At 72.5% G+C, this 896-nt stretch carries 1 protein-coding gene and 1 pseudogene; both read left to right on the top strand.

What is annotated here, in order from left to right; genetic code table 11:
• Positions 1-455: pseudogene (locus ACFFNX_RS51415) on the top strand (hypothetical protein); the annotation flags it as partial.
• Positions 456-543: 88 nt separating this feature from the next.
• The coding region (locus tag ACFFNX_RS51410; RefSeq protein WP_378213813.1) for a MauE/DoxX family redox-associated membrane protein at positions 544-896 on the top strand (353 nt) is incomplete at its 3' end.

Raw genomic sequence — 896 nt, 5'->3', positions numbered from 1 at the left:
AGCTCCACGGCCTGCAGCCGGCCTCGAAGTCGCCGCAGCCGGCCTCGCACGCCGAGCATCCGCCGGCCCACCGTTCCGGATCGGTGCCGCGGATCCTGCGCGGCACCGCGACCTGGTTCGACGGCCCCGCCGGGCGGCGTGGCGCGGCGTATCCGGCGCTCGATCCGTACGGCGACGCGGGTGGCTGCGGCACCGGTCCGGCCTCGCCCCTGCCGCTCCCGCTGCTGTCGATCGCCAGCGAACTGCACATCCGCAACGACTGCAACGGCCTGGAGACGCGGATTCCGATCACCGAGTGCGGCTGCGTGGCGGCGCACTTCTGCGACCGCTGCGTCTGCTGCGGCATCTCGCCGCGCGGCAGAGTCATCGAACTGACCAGGGCCTCCTTCGTCGACCTCGGCGGCGACCTCGACGCCGGCTGCTTCAACGTGACCGCACGAGTGGATCTGCCATGACCGAGCGCAGCGAGGGAGTCAGAAGACACGGCCCTGTGGTAAGCGAGGACGCGGCTCAGTGGTCACCCCCTCGGACGCGGGAGGCTTCATGACCGAGGCGATGCGGGAGTTGCAGATCCCGTTCCTGGCCAGCGTGCTGCTGCTGGCCTGTACCGCGAAGCTGACCATCCGCGAGAACGACTCCGGAGGCGCCCTGCACCACCGGCGTCCGTTCGTCTACGGTGTGGCGTCCGCCGAGGGCACGATCGGCGTCGCCCTGCTGGTGACTCCGACGGGTCTGGTACGCCTGGCCTGCGTGGTGTTCTTCGCCACGGCCACGTGGATCACCGGCGACCTCGCGCGGCGCGGCACCGACGAGGGGTGCGGGTGCTTCGGCGGTCTCAGCTCGGCCCCGGCCGGGCGGCGCGGGCTCGCTCGCGCGGGGCTGCGGACGGTCGGCGC

Source organism: Actinoallomurus acaciae, assembly GCF_042429965.1.
Classification (GTDB): Bacteria; Actinomycetota; Actinomycetes; order Streptosporangiales; family Streptosporangiaceae; genus Actinoallomurus; species Actinoallomurus acaciae.
Note: the sequence above shows the minus strand (reverse complement) of the source record. Positions and strands in the feature narration are given on the sequence as shown.